Below are 22,441 nucleotides of genomic sequence, written 5' to 3' on the forward strand. Positions count from 1 at the left end.
CTCTATTTGGCTGTTTTGAGAGAGTTTAACAGAACTCGCACACGGTTTTTGCGATTTTGAGTATATGATTGTTGTTGATAGCGTACTTCGATGATTATTTGCTCAAATTCGTTTAAATAAGGCTTCACTGCGGGCTTTTGCTGTTTGATCAAAGCAATATTTTGTAGTGGTGTGTGGGTAGAAACAGGCGAGACACCTTGCTTTTTAGCCCACTGATAAAGCCAAGTAATGTCATCAACCAATGGTTCGCTACTTCGTACTGGGCGCTTGCTATATAAAAAATAGCCTGTAAAGCTCAGTAATAAAGTACCTAACACAACTAATGGCGTTAGCCATGCTGAATTATTACCAAACAGTGAATCAAATAAACTTTGCTGTGATGCTTGGTCAAACGTAAGCACCCAGTTAGTCCATTTATAGTCGAGCTCTTCAAGCTGAATACGCAGCCAGTTTATTGCTTTAAAATGGCTCCAGCGCTTTAAACCAAAATTAAGATTGTTGTTAAAACTTTCATTTAAATCACCAAGCTGTGATAACGAACTATTTAAACGCTCCGGGGCAACAACAGCGGTAGCATCAAATATGTGCCACTTTTCATCGAAGAACACTTCAACCCACGCATGCGCATCATATTGATAAATGTTGAGCGTAGCGGCTTTAGTTTGTTCGCCCCCTAAATAACCCGACACAACTCGGGCAGGGTAACCGGCAACACGAAACATAAATGCGGCCGTGCTAGCATAATGACCACAAAAACCACGTTTGGTATCAAATACAAACTGGTCTAACGTATTATCACCATACATTGGCGTTGGTGTTAATGTGTAAGCAAACTGCTGCTGATTAAAGTAATTAAGTAATGCGTTAAAGTAACTTTGTGCATTATCATGCTCAGCAGCCAGCTGATTTGCCAGCGCCGTCGTTTGTGGGTTAGTCATTTTAGGTAAGCGGGTGTATAAACGTTTTTCAAAGGCATTCAGCCTCAGCGAAGCTTGGCTACTCGTTACCGCGTATTTAATGTTTTTGTTTAAGTTACCTTTGCGTTTTAACAAACCATTGTAAGTAGAGTGCACATCTGAATTAGCACTTAGTGCAAAGCCAAGGGCAAATAACCAATTTGAAGATGAGGGCTCTGCAATAACATGATAATCAATGCTATTGCTACGGCTAATGGCGTGGCGAATAGGGTTAAATTGTTTAGATTTTAAAATGTCCGATATTAACCATTCACTGCCATTAAACTCATCATGAATGAGGCTTCGCCAATAATAGGGGGCGTGTAAGGTTTGCCCTGGCTGTTGTTCTACCCGAAAAACCAAATCATCAGACTCAGCTAATTTAGCAATCGAAAAGGGGTTCACTTGTTCTGATAAGCCAGTTTTCGCAAGCTTTGGCCCAGGTAGCTGCCAAAATGCTGGTATTTTAGGTAAAAACAAAATCAAAAATGCTGCTATGGGTAAGGCTAGTAATATTGTTTTAAAACTCTGCTTGTTAGCGGCCTTAAAGCTTTGCGGACTGGTTAAGTAGCCAAGTACTGCGAAGTTAACAATATAGAGTACACTCACAATCAAGGTTTCGAACAGCCCTTGATGAAATAAATACACAGTTGAAAGGTTAAAAAACACTAGTAAACAAACGGTTTGATACTGTTTAATTGTTTTTGCTTGTAGCAATTTAAAGCTGCTAGCAAGTAGCATCATGGATACAAACAACTTTACCGTATCGCTCACACCAACAAGAACAAATAAGGCTATTAAGCTAACTGCAGCCAAAATATTCGCGCCCAATCCATTTAGTTTTTTATAAAACTTACTTAAAAACAGGTTTAAAAAGCTTAAGCCAGCCAATATGGCTAAAAATAGAGTAGGGACTTCGGTAAACAAAAAACCACTGATAACAATAAAAAGCAGTGATAAAACAGTATTTATAAGCGGGGTATTCATAATTAAAACTCCGCCAAAGCTTGTAAGCAGGCTCTTTGATGGTGAACCCCTAAGCCTTTTGCAATGTGTTTATTAGGCAAGGTTAACGAAAACGCCATGTGTTGATCGGTTAATTGGTTTACCAAAAAGCATAATTGGCTTAAACGATGTTCGTTATTGCCAGTTAACATATTGAAATTAAGCGCTAATTCCTGTGATGCATCACTGGTAAACTCTTTCGTTAATAGCTGCTGAGTTTTAGCGTAGTGTTTCCACGATACTTTATTCAGTGCTGTACCTTGCACAAACGGTGTAAGCTGATAAAAGTCATCATTACCGGCTTTAACTTGTGCGTTATCGCCATCATGTTCGTCATTTTCATGGAGTTGAGTATCAAGCTTTTCTGATGTAATTGGTTGTGGGTAAACAAAAACGGTACTTATTGGCTCTATATAACTCCAAACAGATACTAAACCAAATGGAAAATGACTAATAATTTTAATTCTATCAAAGTCATAAGCACCACGATCGCTACATTTAAGTGCTATTTCAACTGTTTTTGTCTCTTTGCTTTGCAGTGACACAGTTTCAGATTCAACGTTTTTATTAACGAGTTTTACTAGTTCACAGTGTGATTTAGCTTGAACTTGAAAACGCGCGAAAGGGGCTTTTGGCGCATAACTTTCATTAACAAATAGGTAGTTAACTGACAAACCTCTAACGTTTTTATAGCCGGTCAGTATCGTAAACACCAAAACAACCACCATTAAATACGCCATGGCTAAAATTAGGTTGTTTTGATAGTTAATACCCATCACAAAATTAAGCAGCGCAATCAGTAAAAACTGCCCGCCAAGTTTAGAGGGTAATACATAAATTGTTTTATGCTTAAGTTCAATTTCGTTGGTTCTATGTTTGCTTTTTAATAACTTATTAAAAATTGACTGACGAAATTGCTCAATAAAAGCAGGGCACTTAAACATGTTTTATAAGCTTACTGGCACATGTTTAAGTGCAAACCCGCTATCACCAGCGTTTAAACCAAGCCTGTGATCGGTCACGCTAGGGAAAACCGCTTGCACATCTTCAGGCAGCACAAAATCACGGCCTTCAATATACGCCCATGACTTTGCAGCACGGGCAAGCGCAATACTGGCTCTTGGTGATAATGGGTTTACAAAGTGGTTATCTTGGCGAGTAAACGCAACTAGCTCAAGTATATAGTCAACAACCGCATTACTTATCGTTACCGTATTAATTTCTTTTTGGATAACAGCAAGTTGACCAGGATTAATACGAACGGGCAAGTCATCGTAGTTACGGTTGTTTAACCCTAAAATGAGATTTTTTTCAGCGTGTTTGTCAGGAAAACCTAAACTAATACGCATAAAAAAGCGATCTAATTGCGACTCAGGTAAAGGATAAGTGCCTGATTGATGCACTGGATTTTGAGTAGCAATCACAAAAAATGGTGATGGTAGGGCGTGCTTAACAGAATCTACCGTCACTTGTTTTTCTTCCATTGCTTCTAACAGTGCACTTTGCGTTTTAGGACCAGCACGATTAATTTCATCGCCTAAAACAACTTGGCTAAATACAGGGCCTTGATGAAATGAAAAGCTATGCTCTTTGGCATCAAAGATGTTTGTACCAAGTATGTCAGAGGGTAATAAATCGCTGGTGAATTGAATTCGCTGATACGATAAGCCAAGAACAGCCGCAAGTGCATGAGATAACGTGGTTTTTCCCATACCTGGTAAATCTTCAATTAACAGGTGGCCTTCACTAAATAAACACGTTAGGGCGAGTTTTATTTGTTGTTGCTTACCGAAAATAACCGTTGATAGGTCATCTATAACGAGTTGGATTGTCGAATTCATAAACTACTTAATTTGTTATGGTTTCCATCAATTCTAGACGTTTCATAACAGAGTCGACTTTTTTTGCGTTGAATGGTTTGGCGATAAAACCTTTAGCACCGAGTTCCCAGGTGTTTTGAACATTCTCAAGACTGTTATGGCCAGAGCACATAACAACATGTGTATGTGGGTGGTGGTCGTTTAAGTATTCAAGAATTTCCGTACCATCAGTATTAGGTAGCTCAATATCAAGAAAGATAACGTTCGGTGACTTTTCTTCGATAACAGTTTTAGCTGATTCAAAATCTCGACTTTCTAAAATATCTTCAAAGCCAAGACCAGTCAAAATTTGGTTTAGATAATCTCTGATGTCTTGCATATCATCAATTATCAAAATAGGTTCCAACGGCTTCACAAATTCCATATTGTTACATCTTATCGTTACATCTCAAGTTGATAGTTTTAATATAAGTCATGAGATAAGTAAGCTCAAGAAACAGACACTAATAAAATGAATAATACGATAAAACAACAGCAAAATGTCCGATACCGTCTAGTATTGGACTTAGCGTCCTCAGAGAATGGGTTGAGCTATGTTTAAATATTTAACTTCCTATAATTTGAAACGTGTTATGTTGAGAAAGTGCCGCGCCAAAATGGTTTAATGGCGGGGCGCTTGTGGTATTCGTTGTGCAAAATAGCGAAGCGCACAACGATTGCAAGCTCCCCAGAGCAAGCAACCCGTAACATAATGCCAATTATGGGTATGTTATTTTTTACGTACCAATTCAAAAGGTACGTAATTTATTACGTAATATTTAACTCGTTACGTAATAATCGACTCCGATATTACGTACCACTGGGAACTTGTTCGTAAGAACGTAGGCCACACTCATAAGTAATTTTAAAAGCTGTAGGTTATTGGCCGTAACCAAGCGAAGCGCAAACCATCTATTTTTGGAAGAAAAACCCCGCGCAGCCATGCGCCCCTGATAAACCTAACCCATGTTTCAGTAAAAATTAATGTACCAGAATAGGTACAGTAGGTGGGAGAGTCCACATACTTTAATAGTGGACTCTAGTCTCATTTTGAAACTTTTTACGCTGATTCTTTCCTTTTGCCTTTTAGATCTTTTGTTGCTTCATCTAGATAATTATCGATCAAGTATTGAACTATTGTAGAAGGTTTTATTGTTTCCCTTGTTGCGATAGTAATTTCGACAGCGGCTTCCTGTAATGCTTCTTTTCTCTCTCCATTTATAGCAATGGTGGTGTCTTTGCGCTTTTTCATTTTCAAAACTCACGTCTAAATAATCATGCAACTATACAACATTTATAAAATATTAATGAAATATGTTTACATGTAATAAATATCATGACTATAATCCACACAATTATTTATTTCGTGTTTACATGTAATGATTGACCTCTTAAGGATTAAGATACCTTTTCATGAATCAGTTGTAGCTGCTTCTCCAGATGGAGCAAGTGGTTTAATTGATTTGCGAGAGTGTCAGAAAAGAGGTTGTAAGATGGAAGCAGGGGACGTGACTTTTACACCTAATGATTATCGATTAGACAGTGAAAACATCTGTTTGGCAGAGGTTTCTGCTTTGCGCCATCCTTACGAATCACTTCCAAGCTCTTGGGCTAACCTTGCTTTCAAAGTGAGAGCAGGGGGCAGCAATTACTATCCACATATAGAACTAAAAGCTAGTCCTGCAAAATTACTTCAAGGTCATAACGTATTTGGTACATGTGATGTGATGCTTTGTATTGACGCACTAATTACTACTTTCGAATATGCACTTCCTCAAATGGGTGAAATTCTTGAGTATCATAACGCAGAATTAGCACAAATTGATTGCACATTTAGCGCTCACTTAGCGACCGAATCAGATAGTCGGAACGTAATTCATGCATTACGCAACATATCTAATGGTCAAACGAGGGGCGCTAAATCTGCATTTGATACGACTGCTTACTTTGGTAAGGGGTCACGACATAAACGCTTAAAAGCGTACTTAAAACAGTTTGAGCTACAAGACCAAACCAATAAAGCACAAGCAAAATTCGACAAAACTAAAGACCAAATTTTCAAACGTCAGCTTGATTCAATGACAGCACCAGAAGTACAACAGTTTGCAAAAAACGCACTTCGTTTCGAAGCTAGTGTAATGCCTCGCATGTTAAACCGTTTAGGCATACCTACTAACCTTTGGCTATTCGAAGAATACAGCAGCAATTTTGATGGGTGTTTAATACAAAAGTTATGGGAGCAATCTTGGTCTGACATATTTAAAACGTTCGAGGGTGCAACTATGCGTACATACTCAGATGAAGAAATTCATAATCAGCTAAGAAACCATTTTAAAACTGAAACTAAGACAGGCTTTAGTTATTCAAAAGCTGATCGTCTATTCAGGACATTTAGACTTTTAAAGCATGAGGGTTGGGACGAACTAAAAGCAACAACCCCAAAACCAACATTTCATAGAACCATAAATGATTTAACTCAAGTAGTACCAAAAGCCTACTTACAAAATCTACAAGCAACAGCTTCAAATGTTGTTCCGCTCATTCGTATGGTTAACGTTGATTTTTCAAAACAGCATCCGACTGGATGGCAAGAACCTGACCGTTTATCAAATCAAGTTTTACTTAAAGAGAACCAAGGTTTTCTAAGGTTGGTTTCATGATTTTCCTTTACGCATTTTACAACTTTATGGGCTTTGTGTGCCTTACATATAAAGAATATGACATAGCCCTTTTTTTATTCATAACAGTATTTTTTTTAATAGCTGGTGCTGAATTATTAAAAAGACTTATCCGAGACTTAACCACAAATCAATTTACTGACGGTCAGAGAACCGCGATTGATGATTACAACGAGGAATTAAACAAATGAAAATCCAAATTATCGACACAAATGGCGCACATATTCCAACGCCTAGAACTTTTCCACCTAAAGGCGATAAACCAGCCCGCACTGTTTATGAACAGAAAGCTTATGCACATATGGGCGGTGTTTTCCCTGTGGAATTTAAAATTACTCATGATGACCATAATAACGCCTATCAGGTTGGCGAATATATGTTAGCACCGGAAAGTTACAAGGTTAATCAGTACGGCCAATTAGAATTAGATCGTTTTGGTCTAAAGCTAATACCTGTTTCTAGCACTTTGGATAAAAAGGCTAGTTAATGCCTGACTACAAATACATCGCTATTTGTCCTGTAGAACCTGTCGAAAAACAGTGTCCTGTAGAATTGGAAGTAGTTGAAAATCCATTTCCAGTTCCACTCGATTGGAGCACCTTCAAAAGTGAAGTTGCTCCGTCAATCATCGTCGTTCTTCTCACCGCTTACGGTTGGAAGAAATTAAACAAAATGGTTTGGAATAGATAAGGAACTTAACCATGAAAAACATTTTAAAAAGTAAACTCGCTAAAGCTGGATTAGTCGTAACCTCTGCATTTGCTGCTGGTGCTGCTCATGCTGAAGCGGCTGCCGAAGTAACTGCTGCAACAACCAGCTTTCAAACTTTCTTTACCGATAACGCCAATTTAATTGGTGGCGTTATGCTGCTTTGTGCCTTTGTTGCTATTGGCTGGAAGTGGATTAAAGGCATGTCATTTAGCTAATGTTCATCACATTAGACACAGTGCTAATCGTCTCAGGACTTTTAGCACTTTATATCCTTTTCGATGATTAAAACTAAGGCGCAATGATGCGAATACTAATATTTATATTGGCGCTAATGAGCGCCTTTTTTGTTTCAAAAATAAACGCATTTGCTTTATCGGATTTATACGGCCCCGACTTAAGTGATTTACTAAAGCCCAAACATCAAATGGAACCATGTGAAGCTGCATCATTTCATGGTGGTGGTGACTTAACTCATAAAGTTTGCGGTGGTCCTGATTCAGAAGGTAGAGATGTAAAGATGCAATCCTGTATGTCTTTAGCCGCTACTGTCGAAGGTTATTCGACTGAAGAGTATGATATGGCTGATGGCGGAACGTGCCAATCTGAAAATGGAACCCTTAAAATTTTTCAGTCTGGTGTTCGTAAATATTCAGATGGAACAAGACTTCCTACTCGCAGAACCTACTCCGTATTTTTTGCAAATATAGCTGGTGAATATACTTATAGCTGCCCTCCTTCTAATTCCGCTGAACATACAATTGAAGTAAGCCCTGACCCTGATAGAGGGGTTCCAGTTACTGGTGACGATTCGCCTTTCTGGTGTGCTAAACCAAAAGAACCTGAAGATTGCCCCGCTGGTTACCACTCTAGAGGTACTTCTGCTCAATTAGGTTCTAGTGGCTGTATACCTAAAGACTGCCCAGCCCAAGGTTCTAGCAAGGAATTATATACAAGCCCTAATCTAGGCCAATCCTTTAACGGTGCTGGATTGTATTGTAATGGGGGATGTGCATATACAGTAAATTCGGAAAACATTGGCAAATCAAACAAACATGCAATAGGTCTTAGCCAAGGTGTTGCATGTGGTGATAAGCCCTATGATACTAAAAAATTAGCTGATGAAGGTGATGAGGGTTCTTGTACTGTAACAAAAACGGGTGACTCTAATATAAATGTTCTTAATTGTCCTTCAGCTCCAGATGTACCTGAAGATACGCCTCATAATAACGATGAAAACAAAGTTGATGAAACCCCAAACGCACAAAAGAACAAAGCAAGTTGTCAAGCTGGTGATTCTATCTGCCATTTAAACAATGTAGAGATAGAAATTGAGAATAGCACCAATAGACATATGGACAATGATAACTTATTACATAACAAGCAAACTGAAGCAGATACAAAAAACACAAATGCTATTATTGCAGCCCTAGGTGATATTGAAACACAAATCTATTTCCATCGTGAAGATGATGAACGTAACACAGCTATTACTCATGGGAAATTGCAGGGGGTAATAGATGCCATAAATGGATTAGAAATATCTGGCGGTGGTGGCGGCGGTGGTAATGGTACAGTTAACGGTAATATTGGCGGTCAAGATTGTGAAGGAACAATTGAAGAATGTGCGGGTATTGGCTCTGGTGATGGTGTTGAACTACCTCATGAAACCAAGAACCTAGAGCAGTACGCCCAAAAATATCAAAACTGGCTACCTGATGCAGAGTTACCACAAGAAAAATGTATCACCTTAACCACTGGTTACACCGCTTGTTTTAGCTTCCATTACATCATTTATTTTTTACAGGCTCTATCTGGTTTGATTGTGCTTAGTTCATTAATCCATAGTGCCGCTATTATTGTGAGGTCAGTCTAATGCCATTTTTAATTCAAGCATTTTTTGCAGCGCTTGCTACGTTACTCCCTAGCTTAGTTTCTAAAGTTCTTGTTGGTCTTGGTTTTGGTTACGTCACCTATGAACTTGGTTCATTTGGTATCGACTATCTATTTAATTTAATAGTTGCTAACTCTTCGACATTACCAGTCGAGGTGCTTGCTGTATTCAACTACGCAAAATTAGACGAAGCCCTCGGTTTTATGATGGGTGCTTACGCAGCTGCTTTAACTATTCGCGGATTAACGTCCGCTGGCTCTGTTACTAAGATGAAAATGGGAGCACCTAACGCATGATTTATTTACGAACAGGTGTGCCTGGTGCGGGCAAAACATTAAATACATTGAAAGAAATTTGTGAAGATTCCTCCGTTACACAAAAGGAAAAGTTTTATAACAATATCAAGTGCTTTTTGCTTGATTTGGATTTTTGTAATAGCTTTTCAGGGTGGTTTTATGGTGTGTTCTATCCTACTGTTCAGCAGACAAAAAAAGGGCACCGGTACTCTAAAATTATTAAACATGCCCATGAGCAAGATAAATTGGTTGAGCTAGTTGATGTGCCTTGGTTGGCACCACAATTTAAGCTTTATGATGAACGGGCAGTTATAAATTTATTCGTAACGTGGTGTAGAAACTGCTACCCAAAGCAAAATTTAGTAGCTTTGGATACTTACATGGATGAATCAGAAGAACCAACAATTGAATCCATCAAGTTGCTTAATTACCACTGGACTAAAACGGATGACCCTACACAGTGGTATGAGCTACCTAATGGTTCAATTAGCGTGTTTGATGAATGCCAAGACTATTTTCCACCTATGGCCAATAGCGCCAAACGACCTAAGCACTATACCCAGTTCCAAAAACATAGGCATTCAGGTGTCGATATTCACCTTGTGACACAACACTACACCTTTTTAGATAACGTTATCCAGAAGTGTACCAACTCCCATATTCACTATTTTAGACCGATGGGTGGTTCAGCTATTACACGCTTTCAACGTGATAAGCAGTTTAATACTGACTATAAGGGGGACTTAGATAAATGTTCATCTAAAATGATGCGCAGGGATTCAAGTTTCTATGGTGTTTATTGGTCTGCTGATGAACATACCGCTAAATTTAAATTACCACCAAAAGCTTTTTTGTTTTTACTTGCTATCCCTCTATTAATCTATGTTGTTTATACCTTGTTTGTTAACTTGGGGATTGTTGGTTCTGACGAACCTTTCACTGACAGCACACCTGAATCGACAAACACTGATGTTAAACAGCAAGCAGAACAAACCATTGCTAAACCAAAATTAGATTTAACTTATAAGCCGCAGAAGTTTGAGCATCCCTTAAATGAAATATGTGATGACTATGAATACGGTGGATATACACTCAAAAAAAGTCATGGCATTATTACGGTTGAACATTATATAAATTGTGTAACTGGCAAGGATGTTGAGCGCCAAAAAACATCAGTTATGGGGGAAGGTGAAAACCAAACCGAACAATCTGAACAAGTAAAAGAGCCTGAGATAATAACTTTAAGTTCTAATTATCTAGAGAAGATAGGTTACTCCGTTTACCTTAGAGAAGATTTGCCGATACTCAAATACTTAGATAAAAATATTTATCTAAGACAATTCTAACACCCACAGCAAACACACAGACAGAAAGGCGAGTTTCGAGCCTCTGACTGTGTGTGCTGGGGTTATCAATTTACTTTATTACTTACCATCACTAACAACCCATAATTTGAAACGTGTTATGTTGAGAAAGTGCCGCGCCAAAATGGTTTAATGGCGGGGCGCTTGTGGTATTCGTTGTGCAAAATAGCGAAGCGCACAACGATTGCAAGCTCCCCAGAGCAAGCAACCCGTAACATAATGCCAATTATGGGTATGTTATTTTTTACGTACCAATTCAAAAGGTACGTAATTTATTACGTAATATTTAACTCGTTACGTAATAATCGACTCCGATATTACGTACCACTGGGAACTTGTTCGTAAGAACGTAGGCCACACTCATAAGTAATTTTAAAAGCTGTAGGTTATTGGCCGTAACCAAGCGAAGCGCAAACCATCTATTTTTGGAAGAAAAACCCCGCGCAGCCATGCGCCCCTGATAAACCTAACCCATGTTTCAGTAAAAATTAATGTACCAGAATAGGTACAGTAGGTGGGAGAGTCCACATACTTTAATAGTGGACTCTAGTCTCATTTTGAAACTTTTTACGCTGATTCTTTCCTTTTGCCTTTTAGATCTTTTGTTGCTTCATCTAGATAATTATCGATCAAGTATTGAACTATTGTAGAAGGTTTTATTGTTTCCCTTGTTGCGATAGTAATTTCGACAGCGGCTTCCTGTAATGCTTCTTTTCTCTCTCCATTTATAGCAATGGTGGTGTCTTTGCGCTTTTTCATTTTCAAAACTCACGTCTAAATAATCATGCAACTATACAACATTTATAAAATATTAATGAAATATGTTTACATGTAATAAATATCATGACTATAATCCACACAATTATTTATTTCGTGTTTACATGTAATGATTGACCTCTTAAGGATTAAGATACCTTTTCATGAATCAGTTGTAGCTGCTTCTCCAGATGGAGCAAGTGGTTTAATTGATTTGCGAGAGTGTCAGAAAAGAGGTTGTAAGATGGAAGCAGGGGACGTGACTTTTACACCTAATGATTATCGATTAGACAGTGAAAACATCTGTTTGGCAGAGGTTTCTGCTTTGCGCCATCCTTACGAATCACTTCCAAGCTCTTGGGCTAACCTTGCTTTCAAAGTGAGAGCAGGGGGCAGCAATTACTATCCACATATAGAACTAAAAGCTAGTCCTGCAAAATTACTTCAAGGTCATAACGTATTTGGTACATGTGATGTGATGCTTTGTATTGACGCACTAATTACTACTTTCGAATATGCACTTCCTCAAATGGGTGAAATTCTTGAGTATCATAACGCAGAATTAGCACAAATTGATTGCACATTTAGCGCTCACTTAGCGACCGAATCAGATAGTCGGAACGTAATTCATGCATTACGCAACATATCTAATGGTCAAACGAGGGGCGCTAAATCTGCATTTGATACGACTGCTTACTTTGGTAAGGGGTCACGACATAAACGCTTAAAAGCGTACTTAAAACAGTTTGAGCTACAAGACCAAACCAATAAAGCACAAGCAAAATTCGACAAAACTAAAGACCAAATTTTCAAACGTCAGCTTGATTCAATGACAGCACCAGAAGTACAACAGTTTGCAAAAAACGCACTTCGTTTCGAAGCTAGTGTAATGCCTCGCATGTTAAACCGTTTAGGCATACCTACTAACCTTTGGCTATTCGAAGAATACAGCAGCAATTTTGATGGGTGTTTAATACAAAAGTTATGGGAGCAATCTTGGTCTGACATATTTAAAACGTTCGAGGGTGCAACTATGCGTACATACTCAGATGAAGAAATTCATAATCAGCTAAGAAACCATTTTAAAACTGAAACTAAGACAGGCTTTAGTTATTCAAAAGCTGATCGTCTATTCAGGACATTTAGACTTTTAAAGCATGAGGGTTGGGACGAACTAAAAGCAACAACCCCAAAACCAACATTTCATAGAACCATAAATGATTTAACTCAAGTAGTACCAAAAGCCTACTTACAAAATCTACAAGCAACAGCTTCAAATGTTGTTCCGCTCATTCGTATGGTTAACGTTGATTTTTCAAAACAGCATCCGACTGGATGGCAAGAACCTGACCGTTTATCAAATCAAGTTTTACTTAAAGAGAACCAAGGTTTTCTAAGGTTGGTTTCATGATTTTCCTTTACGCATTTTACAACTTTATGGGCTTTGTGTGCCTTACATATAAAGAATATGACATAGCCCTTTTTTTATTCATAACAGTATTTTTTTTAATAGCTGGTGCTGAATTATTAAAAAGACTTATCCGAGACTTAACCACAAATCAATTTACTGACGGTCAGAGAACCGCGATTGATGATTACAACGAGGAATTAAACAAATGAAAATCCAAATTATCGACACAAATGGCGCACATATTCCAACGCCTAGAACTTTTCCACCTAAAGGCGATAAACCAGCCCGCACTGTTTATGAACAGAAAGCTTATGCACATATGGGCGGTGTTTTCCCTGTGGAATTTAAAATTACTCATGATGACCATAATAACGCCTATCAGGTTGGCGAATATATGTTAGCACCGGAAAGTTACAAGGTTAATCAGTACGGCCAATTAGAATTAGATCGTTTTGGTCTAAAGCTAATACCTGTTTCTAGCACTTTGGATAAAAAGGCTAGTTAATGCCTGACTACAAATACATCGCTATTTGTCCTGTAGAACCTGTCGAAAAACAGTGTCCTGTAGAATTGGAAGTAGTTGAAAATCCATTTCCAGTTCCACTCGATTGGAGCACCTTCAAAAGTGAAGTTGCTCCGTCAATCATCGTCGTTCTTCTCACCGCTTACGGTTGGAAGAAATTAAACAAAATGGTTTGGAATAGATAAGGAACTTAACCATGAAAAACATTTTAAAAAGTAAACTCGCTAAAGCTGGATTAGTCGTAACCTCTGCATTTGCTGCTGGTGCTGCTCATGCTGAAGCGGCTGCCGAAGTAACTGCTGCAACAACCAGCTTTCAAACTTTCTTTACCGATAACGCCAATTTAATTGGTGGCGTTATGCTGCTTTGTGCCTTTGTTGCTATTGGCTGGAAGTGGATTAAAGGCATGTCATTTAGCTAATGTTCATCACATTAGACACAGTGCTAATCGTCTCAGGACTTTTAGCACTTTATATCCTTTTCGATGATTAAAACTAAGGCGCAATGATGCGAATACTAATATTTATATTGGCGCTAATGAGCGCCTTTTTTGTTTCAAAAATAAACGCATTTGCTTTATCGGATTTATACGGCCCCGACTTAAGTGATTTACTAAAGCCCAAACATCAAATGGAACCATGTGAAGCTGCATCATTTCATGGTGGTGGTGACTTAACTCATAAAGTTTGCGGTGGTCCTGATTCAGAAGGTAGAGATGTAAAGATGCAATCCTGTATGTCTTTAGCCGCTACTGTCGAAGGTTATTCGACTGAAGAGTATGATATGGCTGATGGCGGAACGTGCCAATCTGAAAATGGAACCCTTAAAATTTTTCAGTCTGGTGTTCGTAAATATTCAGATGGAACAAGACTTCCTACTCGCAGAACCTACTCCGTATTTTTTGCAAATATAGCTGGTGAATATACTTATAGCTGCCCTCCTTCTAATTCCGCTGAACATACAATTGAAGTAAGCCCTGACCCTGATAGAGGGGTTCCAGTTACTGGTGACGATTCGCCTTTCTGGTGTGCTAAACCAAAAGAACCTGAAGATTGCCCCGCTGGTTACCACTCTAGAGGTACTTCTGCTCAATTAGGTTCTAGTGGCTGTATACCTAAAGACTGCCCAGCCCAAGGTTCTAGCAAGGAATTATATACAAGCCCTAATCTAGGCCAATCCTTTAACGGTGCTGGATTGTATTGTAATGGGGGATGTGCATATACAGTAAATTCGGAAAACATTGGCAAATCAAACAAACATGCAATAGGTCTTAGCCAAGGTGTTGCATGTGGTGATAAGCCCTATGATACTAAAAAATTAGCTGATGAAGGTGATGAGGGTTCTTGTACTGTAACAAAAACGGGTGACTCTAATATAAATGTTCTTAATTGTCCTTCAGCTCCAGATGTACCTGAAGATACGCCTCATAATAACGATGAAAACAAAGTTGATGAAACCCCAAACGCACAAAAGAACAAAGCAAGTTGTCAAGCTGGTGATTCTATCTGCCATTTAAACAATGTAGAGATAGAAATTGAGAATAGCACCAATAGACATATGGACAATGATAACTTATTACATAACAAGCAAACTGAAGCAGATACAAAAAACACAAATGCTATTATTGCAGCCCTAGGTGATATTGAAACACAAATCTATTTCCATCGTGAAGATGATGAACGTAACACAGCTATTACTCATGGGAAATTGCAGGGGGTAATAGATGCCATAAATGGATTAGAAATATCTGGCGGTGGTGGCGGCGGTGGTAATGGTACAGTTAACGGTAATATTGGCGGTCAAGATTGTGAAGGAACAATTGAAGAATGTGCGGGTATTGGCTCTGGTGATGGTGTTGAACTACCTCATGAAACCAAGAACCTAGAGCAGTACGCCCAAAAATATCAAAACTGGCTACCTGATGCAGAGTTACCACAAGAAAAATGTATCACCTTAACCACTGGTTACACCGCTTGTTTTAGCTTCCATTACATCATTTATTTTTTACAGGCTCTATCTGGTTTGATTGTGCTTAGTTCATTAATCCATAGTGCCGCTATTATTGTGAGGTCAGTCTAATGCCATTTTTAATTCAAGCATTTTTTGCAGCGCTTGCTACGTTACTCCCTAGCTTAGTTTCTAAAGTTCTTGTTGGTCTTGGTTTTGGTTACGTCACCTATGAACTTGGTTCATTTGGTATCGACTATCTATTTAATTTAATAGTTGCTAACTCTTCGACATTACCAGTCGAGGTGCTTGCTGTATTCAACTACGCAAAATTAGACGAAGCCCTCGGTTTTATGATGGGTGCTTACGCAGCTGCTTTAACTATTCGCGGATTAACGTCCGCTGGCTCTGTTACTAAGATGAAAATGGGAGCACCTAACGCATGATTTATTTACGAACAGGTGTGCCTGGTGCGGGCAAAACATTAAATACATTGAAAGAAATTTGTGAAGATTCCTCCGTTACACAAAAGGAAAAGTTTTATAACAATATCAAGTGCTTTTTGCTTGATTTGGATTTTTGTAATAGCTTTTCAGGGTGGTTTTATGGTGTGTTCTATCCTACTGTTCAGCAGACAAAAAAAGGGCACCGGTACTCTAAAATTATTAAACATGCCCATGAGCAAGATAAATTGGTTGAGCTAGTTGATGTGCCTTGGTTGGCACCACAATTTAAGCTTTATGATGAACGGGCAGTTATAAATTTATTCGTAACGTGGTGTAGAAACTGCTACCCAAAGCAAAATTTAGTAGCTTTGGATACTTACATGGATGAATCAGAAGAACCAACAATTGAATCCATCAAGTTGCTTAATTACCACTGGACTAAAACGGATGACCCTACACAGTGGTATGAGCTACCTAATGGTTCAATTAGCGTGTTTGATGAATGCCAAGACTATTTTCCACCTATGGCCAATAGCGCCAAACGACCTAAGCACTATACCCAGTTCCAAAAACATAGGCATTCAGGTGTCGATATTCACCTTGTGACACAACACTACACCTTTTTAGATAACGTTATCCAGAAGTGTACCAACTCCCATATTCACTATTTTAGACCGATGGGTGGTTCAGCTATTACACGCTTTCAACGTGATAAGCAGTTTAATACTGACTATAAGGGGGACTTAGATAAATGTTCATCTAAAATGATGCGCAGGGATTCAAGTTTCTATGGTGTTTATTGGTCTGCTGATGAACATACCGCTAAATTTAAATTACCACCAAAAGCTTTTTTGTTTTTACTTGCTATCCCTCTATTAATCTATGTTGTTTATACCTTGTTTGTTAACTTGGGGATTGTTGGTTCTGACGAACCTTTCACTGACAGCACACCTGAATCGACAAACACTGATGTTAAACAGCAAGCAGAACAAACCATTGCTAAACCAAAATTAGATTTAACTTATAAGCCGCAGAAGTTTGAGCATCCCTTAAATGAAATATGTGATGACTATGAATACGGTGGATATACACTCAAAAAAAGTCATGGCATTATTACGGTTGAACATTATATAAATTGTGTAACTGGCAAGGATGTTGAGCGCCAAAAAACATCAGTTATGGGGGAAGGTGAAAACCAAACCGAACAATCTGAACAAGTAAAAGAGCCTGAGATAATAACTTTAAGTTCTAATTATCTAGAGAAGATAGGTTACTCCGTTTACCTTAGAGAAGATTTGCCGATACTCAAATACTTAGATAAAAATATTTATCTAAGACAATTCTAACACCCACAGCAAACACACAGACAGAAAGGCGAGTTTCGAGCCTCTGACTGTGTGTGCTGGGGTTATCAATTTACTTTATTACTTACCATCACTAACAACCCATAATTTATATTATGTTAAATACTGTATTTTCTGTCATATTGTCGGTGTTTCCCCGTTCGTTTTAAAACGGTATCCTACGCCCTGTTTTTATATGTTTTCTAATTTTGGCTATCAATCTATAAAACTAATTGAAAATATAATTATCAATCTAAAAAAATCATCAAACATTCCTCCGCGTAGACGCAACAACATAACAACGTCAATGGATTTAAATGGAAATGACTGATTTTAAACAACTGCTATTTAGAGCTGGATTTATGAATTTCGGCAAACTTGATCGCCGTGCAGCTATGGATTTCTTGTTAATTAAGTCTGAACGCACACTTGAACGCTGGATTTCAACAAACAACCCTTGCCCACGCGCGATTGCAATGCTTGAATCACGTATTAACGGGAGTTTTACGTTTCATAGATCTTGGGATGGTTTTTTCATATGTCGAGATGGATATTTGTGGACACCTCGTGGTAAACGTTACGAACCTAGTACTATCAATAAAATTGATTTTTTGCAGCGTTCTGTACGTTACAACGAATCTGAAACTGAATCTCTTAAACAGCAAATCGCCCACTTACATGATTTAGTCCAAGCCAGTGAAACCCTCAAAACTATTGGTAATGACTTAATTAAAATGGGCGATCAACTAGCCCTCAAGGATATTGTTTTAAAATACGGTGACAAAAATACTGCTTAAACTTAACCGCACACTTTGTGCGGTTTTTTCACTATTTCATCAAGGTTTCACTGTTACTATACCTTTGTACCCTACAGAACAATATGTAATCACACCATTAGGTGAAGTGAGTTCTAAGCTCTGAACATCAAGTAACAACTTTCCAAGTTTAGGTAATTTGAAAAACTTGTCTTCTAACATTCCTTTAGAGCACTCTCCAGCAAAGAACCTGAACTCTTTTTGATAACTATACTTAGAATCTTTTACTGTCAGTGACCGCTTTGTTGGATCTTCTGAGTATTGAACAGAACCAAATCTGACTTTTAACCCGCTAGACTTTTCCACTAAATGTGCATAATCCTCAATCCTTTTAGCAGGTAAGATAACAAAAAAAGAGCCAAATTCTTGCTGCATCTTCTCCAAAGATCCATCGAAATCATTGTTCGGACCTATAATAGACCAAGATTGCATCCAAGCATCATGTTGCTCATGAATAGGATAAACTAGAAGGCTTTTGAAGGCTTTATTGATATTTTCAGTACCGTCTGGGTTAAAGAACTTAGGTTTTATTCCGCTTAATCCTTGCTCCCAAAACAGTACACAAGATTCATTACGATCACCTCTTCCAATATCTTCACAAGTTCGATAATAATGAGGCGTCCGGAACAAACTTGTTCCTGCTAAAAAACTTAAGTAGTGCTCCTTATGAGTAAAGAATTTTATTAATGCGAATGCACTTTGCGAATTGCATTTTTTCTTCATATATTATTCCCTAATATTTTTAGATCGAGCATGTCTAGGAGCTTAAAGAAGTCTCTGTTAACTTTTATATAGAATCTTTCACTTTCCTAAGCTTTATAACTTCTTTGGTCAAATCATTGTTTAATCTATGTATTTTTTTTCGGACTAACATTAAATCCTCGTAAGAGTGTTCTGTATATTGACTCTTAGAATTACGTTTCATTAACTCATGGTGAAAGGCATTGTGAGCAAAAAAGTTTCTCCACTTTGTAAGATCTTTACTTTTTAAAGCCTGAATTAGCTCATTATTACTTGTTACTGCAATATACTTTTTTATCAGCATTTTAAGGGCTAAGTCATCAATAGAGCCATAATCAAACTTAAAATCAATTTCTTCGGGAGTTGATTTAGCTATGATTTCATACGATCCTATTATCAATATTTTTAAACCCTCTTCAAGCATCTGAAAAGCCAATAGACAATCACACACTAATGATATGTACTTTTCATCTTTCATTTTATTTTTCCTTATTCTATAAACTGGATTTATTTTAGAGCGTTAACTGTTGTTACATTGACCGTGCCATTTAAAAGCGGGTAATACTTAGGTTTTAGCCTTAAATATGTGGCGAATCCCGTTAATTGGGGCTGAGTCGTTATTCGATGAATAACGATGGGAATTTTACACATCGAGCTTGTAACACAATTTGCCTACAGCAGCCGATGCTTTCTACAAAGTATTTATCATGGCTTACGAGTATAAAACCACCTTTAAAACCTTGTAATGACTGAGCCAAGAGCCGTTTAGATTCAAGGTCGAGATGATTATCCGGTTCATCTAATAACAAAAATGCAGTGCTTTCAATATTACTGACGATACACATGGCGAGCTTCATTTTTTCGCCGCCACTTAAAAATGCGGCGTGTTTAAAAACCGCGTCTTTTCTAAAGCCCATACTGGCAAGTAAAGTACGTACTGTGCTCTCATCTAGGTTTTTACAGTGAGCCATGATGTTTTCAAGCAGGGTTAGTTGGTTGTTTATTAATGTGAAATATTGGTCTAAATAATAGAGTGCTTGATTGCAATGTAACTGCCCTGCTTTTACTGGTATGTCGTATGTCAGAGTTTTAAGTAAGGTTGATTTACCAGTGCCATTTGCGCCCGCTAAATGAATTTTATCATCACTGAATACTTGAAAATTAAGTGGCTTTTGTGTGCCGTGTGATAATACAACGTCCTCCAGGCTAAGTACTTTATGATGCTTAGCTTTATTTGATTGTGCTAAATAAAATTGCTGCGCTTTAGTTTGTTCAAGCTGGCTAGAAAGCTCTTGTTTATTACTAGTCAGTATGCCTTCTCGTTTAGCGGTATTTTTATTTTGTGATGATAAATGAGCGCTGGCTTTATCTTTTTTAGTATCCATCAACTTTTTGGGTTGGCTGCCAGACTTTCTAAGTTTTGCACCTTGGTTTGCTCGCTTTTGTGCTTTTTGCTTTTGTAATTGCTCTGCTGCTTTAAGTTTAGTTTGCTGTTTAACAATGTGGTTTAACTTGTTTTCAAGGGCAGCAACTTGCTGCTGCTTTTGACTATGGTATTGTGAAAAACACGTGCAATATTGTGTTAAACCAAGGGATGTTAGCTCCCAAACTTCATGCGCTTCTTCTAACAGTTCTCGGTCATGACTTATCAGTAATATCTGCCCTTTAAAGCTATTTATTTGCTTTATAAGCCCGCTTTTGCCTTTTGCATCTAAGTGGTTTGATGGCTCATCCAGTATTAAAATGTCGGGCTTAATGCAGGTAAATAGTGCCCAAAGCTTTAATTGGCTAAGCTGGCCACCGCTTAAATGTTTACTTAATGAGTTGTGGCCTTTGTTTTTAACATCGAGCCTTAAAAGCTCTGCGTTAAAGCGCTCTGCTAAGTCCCAATTCCCCTCGAGCAAAGTTAGATTTTGCTCTGTAACTTGCCCCTGGCTTATCGCATCATGAGCATTAAAGATGTGCTCTAGCCCAATAGCCTCTGCGATTGTTTGGTCATCCGTTTGCTTTACATCGTCCATTTGCCAGTAAAAACCGAGGGTTGAATTACAAACAACCGTGCCAGAGTTAGGTTCTCTTTGCTTAGCAAGTATCGACGCTAATATTGATTTACCACAGCCGTTTCTTCCGACTAACGCAGTGACTTTAGCAGTGAGTGAAAATGAGAGTTTGTTAAAAACAACATCGCCATTGCCATGTTGATAACATAAATTAAAAGCTTGAAGGTGTGGCATAGTGCCTCCTGTATGACAGGGGCAGTGATACCAATTCACAATAATATATTTAATTAAGCGAATTGGTATAAGCGGTTGATCACGCAAGAAGTAACATAATGTAAAGTGATAGTGAGCAACGCCTACTAACCCTGCTGGTCCAAAAAGATAGAATGAAATTGGATAACAGGTTTAGTTGTTCATGTTGGCATCTACTCCTAAAGGTGAGGTTAAATGATAACCAGCCAATGATTAAATAGCAACGAGTTATGTTACCCTTAACTCATTGACTAATTAAAGGAGTCTATTTTGAATTTAGTGAATTGTGACGCTCACTTACAAAACCCAATACAAGTTAAAGTTCATTTTGATGCTAATAAGCGTGTATTTGTCATTGGCGATTTAGACGCTGACTTGACTAAATTTGAGCAAGCGCTTAAATCTGTAAATTTTGATAAAAATCACGATGTGCTGTTTTCGCTTGGTGACGTTATAGATAGAGGTGCTGATAGTGTAAAACTCATCAAACGCTTTATAGAGTTGGGGGTTTACATGTCGCTGGGTAATCATGAACATATGTTGCTAGAATCTTTGCTTACACACGATAAAGATTACTTTTCGTTATGGGTTAAAAATGGTGGTCGCTGGCATATAGATACGAGTGATGAAGAACTTGAATTTGTTTGCAATTACTTACGCAATCGCCCTCTTTCATATTTATTGGATTATCGAGGGGCTAAAATTGGTTTATCGCACACAGTATCGCATAATTGGAATTGGTTAGTTCCTGCTAATGATAAACAACTTGCGGTCTCCGCTCTTTTGTGGGAACGAACAATAGTAAAGCAGAGGATAGTCGAAGATAATCCCAGTATTAGTTTTTCAATTCATGGCCATAACACGACTCAAACCCCCTATTGGCTTGGCAACACTTACCATATAGATACCAATTATCTAGGCGGAAAGCCAACTATTGTGGAACTTGAACGTTTAATTAACCAGTACAGTTCCATTTAGTTTAAAGTGGCAAGTCTGGTGGCTGTATTTTCTTCAAGGTATTGTTTGTATTGTTGACGAGCATGCCAAAGTTGCTCATTTGTTTCTTGTAAATAGATAACTGGCCCACTGATTTCTTTTGCTAGATTTGTCAGTTTTGCATATTCTCGTGTATCGATTTTACCGTCACTAAAACAGCTTTTAGCGACTTGCAAAAACTCTTCATTATTGTAGATACCACTATGCCACATAAGTGAGCGATACATACTAGGCGTTATTTCGCGAGGCGTATCATTTGAACGAAAGTGCTCAACCTCGAAGTAAATTGTGTTACCAGCAACTACTATTCCTATTAATGATAGCGTGGTGAAAGTCATCATCCATTTCATGCTTCTGTCCTTAAAGTTAGTTCCTTTTAACTATAGGACAGTAAGATGAATACTAACTGTTTATTTCATTAATTTGTCTTGATTTGAGCATTCTCTAAACA

Annotated in this window: 26 protein-coding genes; 16 read left to right on the top strand and 10 right to left on the bottom strand. The window is 38.1% G+C overall.

All coding sequences use genetic code 11. The features are described from left to right. Positions 1-2 precede the first annotated feature (2 nt). The 5 genes from L3Q70_RS08310 to L3Q70_RS08330 form a co-directional block, all read right to left on the bottom strand. Positions 3-1,943 carry a DUF3488 and transglutaminase-like domain-containing protein gene (locus L3Q70_RS08310; RefSeq protein ID WP_237115226.1) on the bottom strand — a complete coding sequence of 647 codons (1,941 nt, stop codon included), beginning with the start codon at positions 1,941-1,943 and terminating at the stop codon, positions 3-5. Positions 1,944-1,945: 2 nt separating this feature from the next. Then, positions 1,946-2,905 carry a DUF58 domain-containing protein gene (locus L3Q70_RS08315; RefSeq protein WP_062569079.1) on the bottom strand — a complete coding sequence of 320 codons (960 nt, stop codon included), beginning with the start codon at positions 2,903-2,905 and terminating at the stop codon, positions 1,946-1,948. A gap of 3 nt (positions 2,906-2,908) precedes the next feature. Continuing rightward, entirely contained in the window at positions 2,909-3,802 is an 894-nt protein-coding gene (locus L3Q70_RS08320; protein ID WP_062569080.1) for a MoxR family ATPase, read from the bottom strand. A gap of 7 nt (positions 3,803-3,809) precedes the next feature. Beyond that, entirely contained in the window at positions 3,810-4,205 is a 396-nt protein-coding gene (locus tag L3Q70_RS08325; RefSeq protein ID WP_062569081.1) for a response regulator, read from the bottom strand. Between the two features lie 675 nt (positions 4,206-4,880). After that, on the bottom strand, positions 4,881-5,072 hold the full coding sequence (locus L3Q70_RS08330; RefSeq protein ID WP_237114076.1) for a hypothetical protein: 192 nt from the start codon (positions 5,070-5,072) through the stop codon (positions 4,881-4,883). A gap of 127 nt (positions 5,073-5,199) precedes the next feature. Here L3Q70_RS08330 and L3Q70_RS08335 point away from each other — a divergent pair, with 127 nt between their 5' ends. The 7 genes from L3Q70_RS08335 (at position 5,200) to L3Q70_RS08365 (ending at position 10,742) form a co-directional block, all read left to right on the top strand. Further along, entirely contained in the window at positions 5,200-6,480 is a 1,281-nt protein-coding gene (locus L3Q70_RS08335) for a phage/plasmid replication protein, II/X family (RefSeq protein WP_237114077.1), read from the top strand. Positions 6,481-6,685: 205 nt separating this feature from the next. Then, positions 6,686-6,985: a G5P family DNA-binding protein gene (locus L3Q70_RS08340; RefSeq protein WP_237114078.1), complete on the top strand. Its 300-nt coding sequence runs from the start codon at positions 6,686-6,688 to the stop codon at positions 6,983-6,985. Next, entirely contained in the window at positions 6,985-7,188 is a 204-nt protein-coding gene (locus L3Q70_RS08345) for a hypothetical protein (RefSeq protein ID WP_237114079.1), read from the top strand. Before L3Q70_RS08340 ends, L3Q70_RS08345 begins: the two co-directional genes overlap by 1 nt. A gap of 11 nt (positions 7,189-7,199) precedes the next feature. Next, positions 7,200-7,424 carry a hypothetical protein gene (locus L3Q70_RS08350; protein ID WP_062567882.1) on the top strand — a complete coding sequence of 75 codons (225 nt, stop codon included), beginning with the start codon at positions 7,200-7,202 and terminating at the stop codon, positions 7,422-7,424. An 83-nt stretch (positions 7,425-7,507) separates the two neighbouring features. Beyond that, positions 7,508-9,082 carry a hypothetical protein gene (locus L3Q70_RS08355; protein ID WP_237114080.1) on the top strand — a complete coding sequence of 525 codons (1,575 nt, stop codon included), beginning with the start codon at positions 7,508-7,510 and terminating at the stop codon, positions 9,080-9,082. Continuing rightward, positions 9,082-9,396, top strand: a complete 315-nt coding sequence (locus L3Q70_RS08360) for a DUF2523 family protein (protein ID WP_062567884.1) — start codon at positions 9,082-9,084, stop codon at positions 9,394-9,396. Before L3Q70_RS08355 ends, L3Q70_RS08360 begins: the two co-directional genes overlap by 1 nt. Next, on the top strand, positions 9,393-10,742 hold the full coding sequence (locus L3Q70_RS08365; protein WP_237114081.1) for a zonular occludens toxin domain-containing protein: 1,350 nt from the start codon (positions 9,393-9,395) through the stop codon (positions 10,740-10,742). The genes L3Q70_RS08360 and L3Q70_RS08365 overlap by 4 nt, the downstream gene beginning before the upstream one ends. A gap of 585 nt (positions 10,743-11,327) precedes the next feature. Here L3Q70_RS08365 and L3Q70_RS08370 read toward each other — a convergent pair. Further along, the gene (locus L3Q70_RS08370; protein WP_237114076.1) at positions 11,328-11,519 is read right to left on the bottom strand and encodes a hypothetical protein; all 192 of its coding nucleotides are present in this window, start codon (positions 11,517-11,519) and stop codon (positions 11,328-11,330) included. A gap of 127 nt (positions 11,520-11,646) precedes the next feature. Between L3Q70_RS08370 and L3Q70_RS08375 the strand changes: the two genes are divergently transcribed. The 8 genes from L3Q70_RS08375 to L3Q70_RS08410 all read left to right on the top strand — a co-directional run bounded on the left by L3Q70_RS08375 (position 11,647) and on the right by L3Q70_RS08410 (position 17,983). Next, on the top strand, positions 11,647-12,927 hold the full coding sequence (locus L3Q70_RS08375; protein WP_237114077.1) for a phage/plasmid replication protein, II/X family: 1,281 nt from the start codon (positions 11,647-11,649) through the stop codon (positions 12,925-12,927). A gap of 205 nt (positions 12,928-13,132) precedes the next feature. Continuing rightward, positions 13,133-13,432 carry a G5P family DNA-binding protein gene (locus L3Q70_RS08380; RefSeq protein ID WP_237114078.1) on the top strand — a complete coding sequence of 100 codons (300 nt, stop codon included), beginning with the start codon at positions 13,133-13,135 and terminating at the stop codon, positions 13,430-13,432. Then, positions 13,432-13,635, top strand: coding sequence for a hypothetical protein (locus L3Q70_RS08385; RefSeq protein ID WP_237114079.1), 204 nt, complete (start codon positions 13,432-13,434; stop codon positions 13,633-13,635). Before L3Q70_RS08380 ends, L3Q70_RS08385 begins: the two co-directional genes overlap by 1 nt. A gap of 11 nt (positions 13,636-13,646) precedes the next feature. Then, entirely contained in the window at positions 13,647-13,871 is a 225-nt protein-coding gene (locus tag L3Q70_RS08390) for a hypothetical protein (RefSeq protein ID WP_062567882.1), read from the top strand. An 83-nt stretch (positions 13,872-13,954) separates the two neighbouring features. Then, positions 13,955-15,529: a hypothetical protein gene (locus tag L3Q70_RS08395; RefSeq protein WP_237114080.1), complete on the top strand. Its 1,575-nt coding sequence runs from the start codon at positions 13,955-13,957 to the stop codon at positions 15,527-15,529. Further along, positions 15,529-15,843 carry a DUF2523 family protein gene (locus L3Q70_RS08400; protein WP_062567884.1) on the top strand — a complete coding sequence of 105 codons (315 nt, stop codon included), beginning with the start codon at positions 15,529-15,531 and terminating at the stop codon, positions 15,841-15,843. Before L3Q70_RS08395 ends, L3Q70_RS08400 begins: the two co-directional genes overlap by 1 nt. Continuing rightward, positions 15,840-17,189, top strand: a complete 1,350-nt coding sequence (locus L3Q70_RS08405; RefSeq protein WP_237114081.1) for a zonular occludens toxin domain-containing protein — start codon at positions 15,840-15,842, stop codon at positions 17,187-17,189. The genes L3Q70_RS08400 and L3Q70_RS08405 overlap by 4 nt, the downstream gene beginning before the upstream one ends. A 314-nt stretch (positions 17,190-17,503) precedes the next feature. Continuing rightward, positions 17,504-17,983: a DUF3653 domain-containing protein gene (locus tag L3Q70_RS08410; protein WP_237114082.1), complete on the top strand. Its 480-nt coding sequence runs from the start codon at positions 17,504-17,506 to the stop codon at positions 17,981-17,983. Between the two features lie 39 nt (positions 17,984-18,022). Here L3Q70_RS08410 and L3Q70_RS08415 read toward each other — a convergent pair whose 3' ends face one another. From L3Q70_RS08415 to L3Q70_RS08425, 3 genes are all read right to left on the bottom strand, one after another. Beyond that, a complete protein-coding gene (locus L3Q70_RS08415; protein WP_237114083.1) occupies positions 18,023-18,724 on the bottom strand; it encodes a hypothetical protein in 702 nt (233 codons plus the stop codon). A 64-nt stretch (positions 18,725-18,788) separates the two neighbouring features. Next, a complete protein-coding gene (locus tag L3Q70_RS08420) occupies positions 18,789-19,220 on the bottom strand; it encodes a hypothetical protein (RefSeq protein WP_237114084.1) in 432 nt (143 codons plus the stop codon). Positions 19,221-19,359: 139 nt separating this feature from the next. Beyond that, positions 19,360-20,976 carry an ATP-binding cassette domain-containing protein gene (locus L3Q70_RS08425; RefSeq protein ID WP_237114085.1) on the bottom strand — a complete coding sequence of 539 codons (1,617 nt, stop codon included), beginning with the start codon at positions 20,974-20,976 and terminating at the stop codon, positions 19,360-19,362. A gap of 297 nt (positions 20,977-21,273) precedes the next feature. Between L3Q70_RS08425 and L3Q70_RS08430 the strand changes: the two genes are divergently transcribed. Further along, on the top strand, positions 21,274-21,972 hold the full coding sequence (locus tag L3Q70_RS08430; protein ID WP_237115254.1) for a metallophosphoesterase: 699 nt from the start codon (positions 21,274-21,276) through the stop codon (positions 21,970-21,972). Here the strand turns inward: L3Q70_RS08430 and L3Q70_RS08435 are convergent. After that, on the bottom strand, positions 21,969-22,340 hold the full coding sequence (locus tag L3Q70_RS08435) for a hypothetical protein (protein ID WP_237114086.1): 372 nt from the start codon (positions 22,338-22,340) through the stop codon (positions 21,969-21,971). The genes L3Q70_RS08430 and L3Q70_RS08435 overlap by 4 nt on opposite strands. Between the last annotated feature and the right edge of the window lie 101 nt (positions 22,341-22,441).

The organism is Pseudoalteromonas sp. CF6-2 (assembly GCF_021729425.1).
Classification (GTDB): domain Bacteria; phylum Pseudomonadota; class Gammaproteobacteria; order Enterobacterales; family Alteromonadaceae; genus Pseudoalteromonas; species Pseudoalteromonas arabiensis.